Raw genomic sequence first — 4,345 nt, 5'->3', positions numbered from 1 at the left:
GCGATGGCGACTGCGATCGTCTCCATCATGACCGGCATCCCGGTCCGGCACGATGTCGCCATGACCGGTGAGATCACGCTGCGAGGCCGCGTGCTGCCGATCGGCGGCCTGAAGGAGAAGCTCTTGGCGGCGGCCCGCGGCGGCATCAAGACGGTGCTGATCCCCGAAGACAACGCCAAGGATCTCACGGAGATTTCCGATGCGATCAAGGGCGGCATGACCATCATCCCGGTGGCCCGCCTCGACGACGTCGTCGCCAAGGCCCTGGTGCGACCGCCGGTGCCGATCGTCTGGGAAGAGGACACCAAGGTGCCGGTGAAGGCCGACTCCACGGACGAGGCGGCAGGTGGGCTGACGGCGCACTGAGCGGTTCAGGCTTGCAATGACACCAGCGGCGTCCTTCGGGACGCCGCTTTTGTTTGGGGAGGGTTCCAGTCGAAGCGCCTTTGGCTTTAACTGGCTGATCACAGGGGAGAACAAGCCCAAAATTTACATCTGTCAGAAACTGCGGTATACTTTCCGACAGGAAATAGCGATGCAAGCGACAGTCGCCGAGCGCATTCTCGAATACGCACAGGGCCAGCCAGAGGGCACGGTTCTTGGTGCGAAAGAACTCCTGCATCTCGCAGCTCGTCCCGCGGTCGACCAAGCGCTCAGGCGCCTTGCAGGTAAGAACGAATTGCTGAAGCTCTATCGCGGCGCCTATGTCCGTCCGGTAGAGACCAAATTCGGCAGGCGAGCTCCTGAGCCGGCGAAAGTGGTTGAGAGCATCAGAAGGACGCAGGCAGAGACGGTCGTGCCTCACGGGGCTTCGGAGGCTCATGCGCTCGGTTTGACGACGCAGGTTCCGACCAGGATCGTCTATCTGACCTCCGGCAAGAGCCGGACGCTGATGCTTGGTGCTCAGGTGATTAAGATGAAGCACGCCCCACGCTGGATGCTTATGGCTTCGCCGGGCGGGGCGGGGCGGGTGGTTCGCGCGCTGGAATGGCTTGGAGAACGGCGTGCATCTGCGGCCCTGATGAGCCTGAAGCAAACGCTGCCACTTTCGCAAGTCCAGGAGCTTGTAATGGTGCGTCCGGCGCTTCCCAGATGGCTTGCCAAGTCCATTGGCGAGGCGCTGGTGGCCCATGGCTGACGAGTTTGTGAGGCTCGCCCGGACTGACCAGCTCGACGCCCTCGGCGTCGCTGCAACGAAGTCCGGTCGACCGTCACATCTCCTCGAAAAGGATGTCTGGGTCGTCTGGGCGGTCGACGCGCTGTTTTCTTCGCCTTACGGCAAGCACCTCGTCTTCAAAGGCGGAACATCGCTCTCCAAAGGCTATGACATCATCAAGCGCTTCTCGGAAGACGTGGACGTTACGCACGACGTGCGCGAGCTTCTGTCCGAATTGGCGGGTGGGCACCCCATTCCCGCGACCAATAGTCAGGCGAAGAAGTGGAGCGACGCGATCAAGGTCAGGCTGCCGGCCTGGATAAGGGATAAGATTGTCCCGATCCTCGTGGCCCATGCCACTGGGAACGGAGCCAAGGTCAAGATCAGCGCGGAGGGCGACAAGGTCTTTGTGGCCTACGATCCCGATGCCAGGGGCGACGAATACGTGGCGAGGCGCGTGACGCTCGAGTTTGGCGCGCGGTCGACCGGCGAGCCCGTCGAGACGAAAACCATCACATGCGACGCGGCCCCGTTACTCGAGAAACTCGCGTTCCCGTCGGCGAACCCGCGGCTGATGCTCCCCAAGCGAACCTTCTGGGAGAAGGCCACGGCGGTGCATGTCTATTGCGCAAACGGCGATGTCGGCGACCACCATTCACGCCATTGGCATGACCTCGTCCGGCTCGATGAAGCCGGCGAAGCGGGAAAAGCATTCGCGGATCGCGCTCTTGCCAAAGAAGTTGCGGAGTTCAAATCGCGTTTCTTCAGGGCACGCGACCGGAGCGGCGAGTGGATCGACTACACGGCGGCGGTGACGGGCAAGCTCCAGTTGGTGCCCGATGAAGAAGTCCGAAAGGTCCTTGCCGAAGACTACGCAAAGATGGTCGAGGAGCGGATTCTCATTGGAGAAGCCGAGAGTTTTGACGACCTTATGAAGAAATGCGCTGCCATCGAGAAGCGGGCCAACCAAGCCTAGGCCAGCCGCTCATACCGGAAGCGCTTCTCAATCGCAGTATTTTCGCAACCATCGGGCCAGGTCGATCGGCCGACCATCGTCACATTTCAGCCGATTTGTAGTTGCCTGCATCGCTTGCGTTCACCGGGCGCGGGGCGGTAAACAGGCGTCGAGGGCGGCTAGCTCAGCTGGTTAGAGCATCTCGTTTACACCGAGAGGGTCGGCGGTTCGAATCCGTCGCCGCCTACCAGCCTTCGCCCGCTGCGCGGGCTTCGGCTGGGCAAGCCCAGGGATCGTGAAGCGAAGGCTGTCGCGCCGAAGTTGCCAGGCAACCAGGCGGGCTGTTGATACCGGAGGTCCGCGCATGAGAGTTTTCCTCGCCGCCATTGTCATCGCGTCATTGGCCGGGCCCGCTTTTGCCCAAAGCCCTGCCATCCCCAAATACGGCGAAGCGCCGAAGGAAAAGTCACAGCAAGAGCTTGCGGCTGAACGTCAAGCCGAACAAGCCTATCAGAAGTCGCTAGCCCGCATTCCCGAGCAGAAACCCACCGACCCCTGGGGCTCCGTGCGCAGCGACAGCGCGCCCAAGACTGTTCCGTCCAAGACTGTCGCGAAGGATCCGCCGGCGAAGCGGGCCAAGGCCGATGCCAAACCCGACGGCGCGCCGAGATAGCGCGTGATGGACACTCCAGGCCACGATCTCAACGCGGACCAGATTGCCTACTGGAACGGGCCGGCCGGCCAGCGCTGGACCGACCGTCAGGCGTCGCAGGACGTGCTGCTGGCGCCGGTCTCCGAGATTCTGATCGACCGCGCCGCGGTGAGGGCCGGCGAGAGGATCTTCGATGTCGGGTGCGGCTGCGGCGCCATCGCCATTGCGCTGGCAGGGCGGACAGGTCCGGCCGGGCATGTGCTGGGCATCGATATCTCGGCGCCGATGCTGGCGCGGGCGCGGCAGGTTGCGCCGGCGGGCCTGCCGGTGGAGTTCGTGCTGGCCGATGCCACGGTCCATCCGTTCGAGCCTGAAAGCTTCGATCTGCTGGTGTCGCGGTTCGGCGTGATGTTCTTTGCCGAGCCCGTGTTGGCCTTCGCCAATATGCGCCGGGCGCTGAAGTCGTCGGGACGGCTGGCCTTTGCCTGCTGGCGCGAGCCGCGCGAAAACCCGTGGATGATGGCGCCGCTGCAGGCGGTCTACAAACATGTGCCGAAGCTGCCGCAGCAAGCGCCCGACGATCCCGGCCCGTTTGCCTTCGCATCCGAGGCGCGCGTGCAGCGGATTCTCGGCGAGGCCGGATTTGCTGATGTCGCGATGGAGCCGTGCAACTTCACGCTCGATGTCGCGATCGGCCGCGGCCTCGATGCGGCCGTGGAGGCCGTGCTGGAGATCGGTCCCGCCAACCGCGCGCTGGAAGGCCAGCCGGCTGAGGTGCGCGACGCTGCGAAGGGTTCGATCCGCGAGGCGCTGGCGCCCTTCGCCAGCGGGCCGCACGTGCGTCTGGGTGGTTCGATCTGGATGGTGACGGCAAAGGCTTCCTGAGCGCAGCGCCAGCCTAAAAAGGTACTATAGTAGGGTTGCCTTTGCATTGCATGGGGTTGTTTTCGATATTTTGAGTCCGGGCCCTGGCTAGGCCCGCTCCTCGAAAATCATCGCCAGATGGACGATGGTCTGCGCGGCCTTTTCCATGTCCTGCACGCTCACCCATTCCAGCCGGGAATGAAACGCGTGCTCGCCGGCAAAGATGTTGGGGCAGGGCAGCCCCATGAACGACAGCCGTGAGCCGTCGGTGCCGCCACGGATGCTGGTCCTGACCGGCGTCAGGCCGGTACGGCGGATCGCTTCGATCGCGTTGTCGATGATCTCGGGGTGACGGTCGATCACCTGCTTCATGTTGCGGTACTGCGGCTTGATCTCCAGCCGATAGGTCGAGTGCGGAAACCCCTTCATCACGTCCTGGACGATGCCTTCCAGCAGGGCTTCCTTTTGCTGCAGGCCCTCGTCGGTGAAGTCGCGCACGATGAAGCCGATGGTGGCTTTCTCCAGCGCGCCTGAAATGCCGATCGGATGCAGGAAGCCTTGCCGGCCCTCGGTGGTCTCGGGCGAGCAGGTATTTTTGGGCAGGCGCTCGACGATGGCGGCGGCGATCTTGATGGCATGCTCCATCTTGCCCTTGGCAAAGCCGGGATGGGTGCTGACGCCTTCGATGGTGAGGGTGGCGGCATCGGCGGAAAAGGTC

The 4,345-nt window shown here is 63.3% G+C and carries 6 protein-coding genes and 1 tRNA gene; 6 read left to right on the top strand and 1 reads right to left on the bottom strand.

All coding sequences use genetic code 11. The features are described from left to right. The 6 genes from Q8N40_RS16390 to Q8N40_RS16365 form a co-directional block, all read left to right on the top strand. Positions 1-366 (top strand): S16 family serine protease (locus Q8N40_RS16390; RefSeq protein ID WP_305712548.1); only part of this gene is annotated, 366 nt, incomplete at its 5' end. A 169-nt stretch (positions 367-535) separates the two neighbouring features. Beyond that, the gene (locus Q8N40_RS16385) at positions 536-1,138 is read left to right on the top strand and encodes a DUF6088 family protein (protein WP_305712547.1); all 603 of its coding nucleotides are present in this window, start codon (positions 536-538) and stop codon (positions 1,136-1,138) included. After that, positions 1,131-2,132, top strand: coding sequence for a nucleotidyl transferase AbiEii/AbiGii toxin family protein (locus tag Q8N40_RS16380; RefSeq protein ID WP_305712546.1), 1,002 nt, complete (start codon positions 1,131-1,133; stop codon positions 2,130-2,132). The genes Q8N40_RS16385 and Q8N40_RS16380 overlap by 8 nt, the downstream gene beginning before the upstream one ends. Positions 2,133-2,284: 152 nt before the next feature. Continuing rightward, positions 2,285-2,361: transfer RNA gene (locus tag Q8N40_RS16375), tRNA-Val, on the top strand. 114 nt (positions 2,362-2,475) lie between these two features. After that, entirely contained in the window at positions 2,476-2,784 is a 309-nt protein-coding gene (locus Q8N40_RS16370; protein ID WP_305712545.1) for a hypothetical protein, read from the top strand. A gap of 6 nt (positions 2,785-2,790) precedes the next feature. After that, positions 2,791-3,648 carry a class I SAM-dependent methyltransferase gene (locus Q8N40_RS16365; RefSeq protein WP_305712549.1) on the top strand — a complete coding sequence of 286 codons (858 nt, stop codon included), beginning with the start codon at positions 2,791-2,793 and terminating at the stop codon, positions 3,646-3,648. Positions 3,649-3,735: 87 nt separating this feature from the next. On the opposite strand, the gene pepT is transcribed toward Q8N40_RS16365, so the two are convergent. Further along, on the bottom strand, positions 3,736-4,345 hold a 610-nt coding region (gene pepT, locus Q8N40_RS16360; protein WP_305712544.1), incomplete at its 5' end, for a tripeptide aminopeptidase PepT.

This window comes from Bradyrhizobium sp. (genome assembly GCF_030693485.1).
GTDB lineage: Bacteria > Pseudomonadota > Alphaproteobacteria > Rhizobiales > Xanthobacteraceae > Bradyrhizobium.
This window is presented reverse-complemented; position numbering and strand designations above follow the sequence as displayed.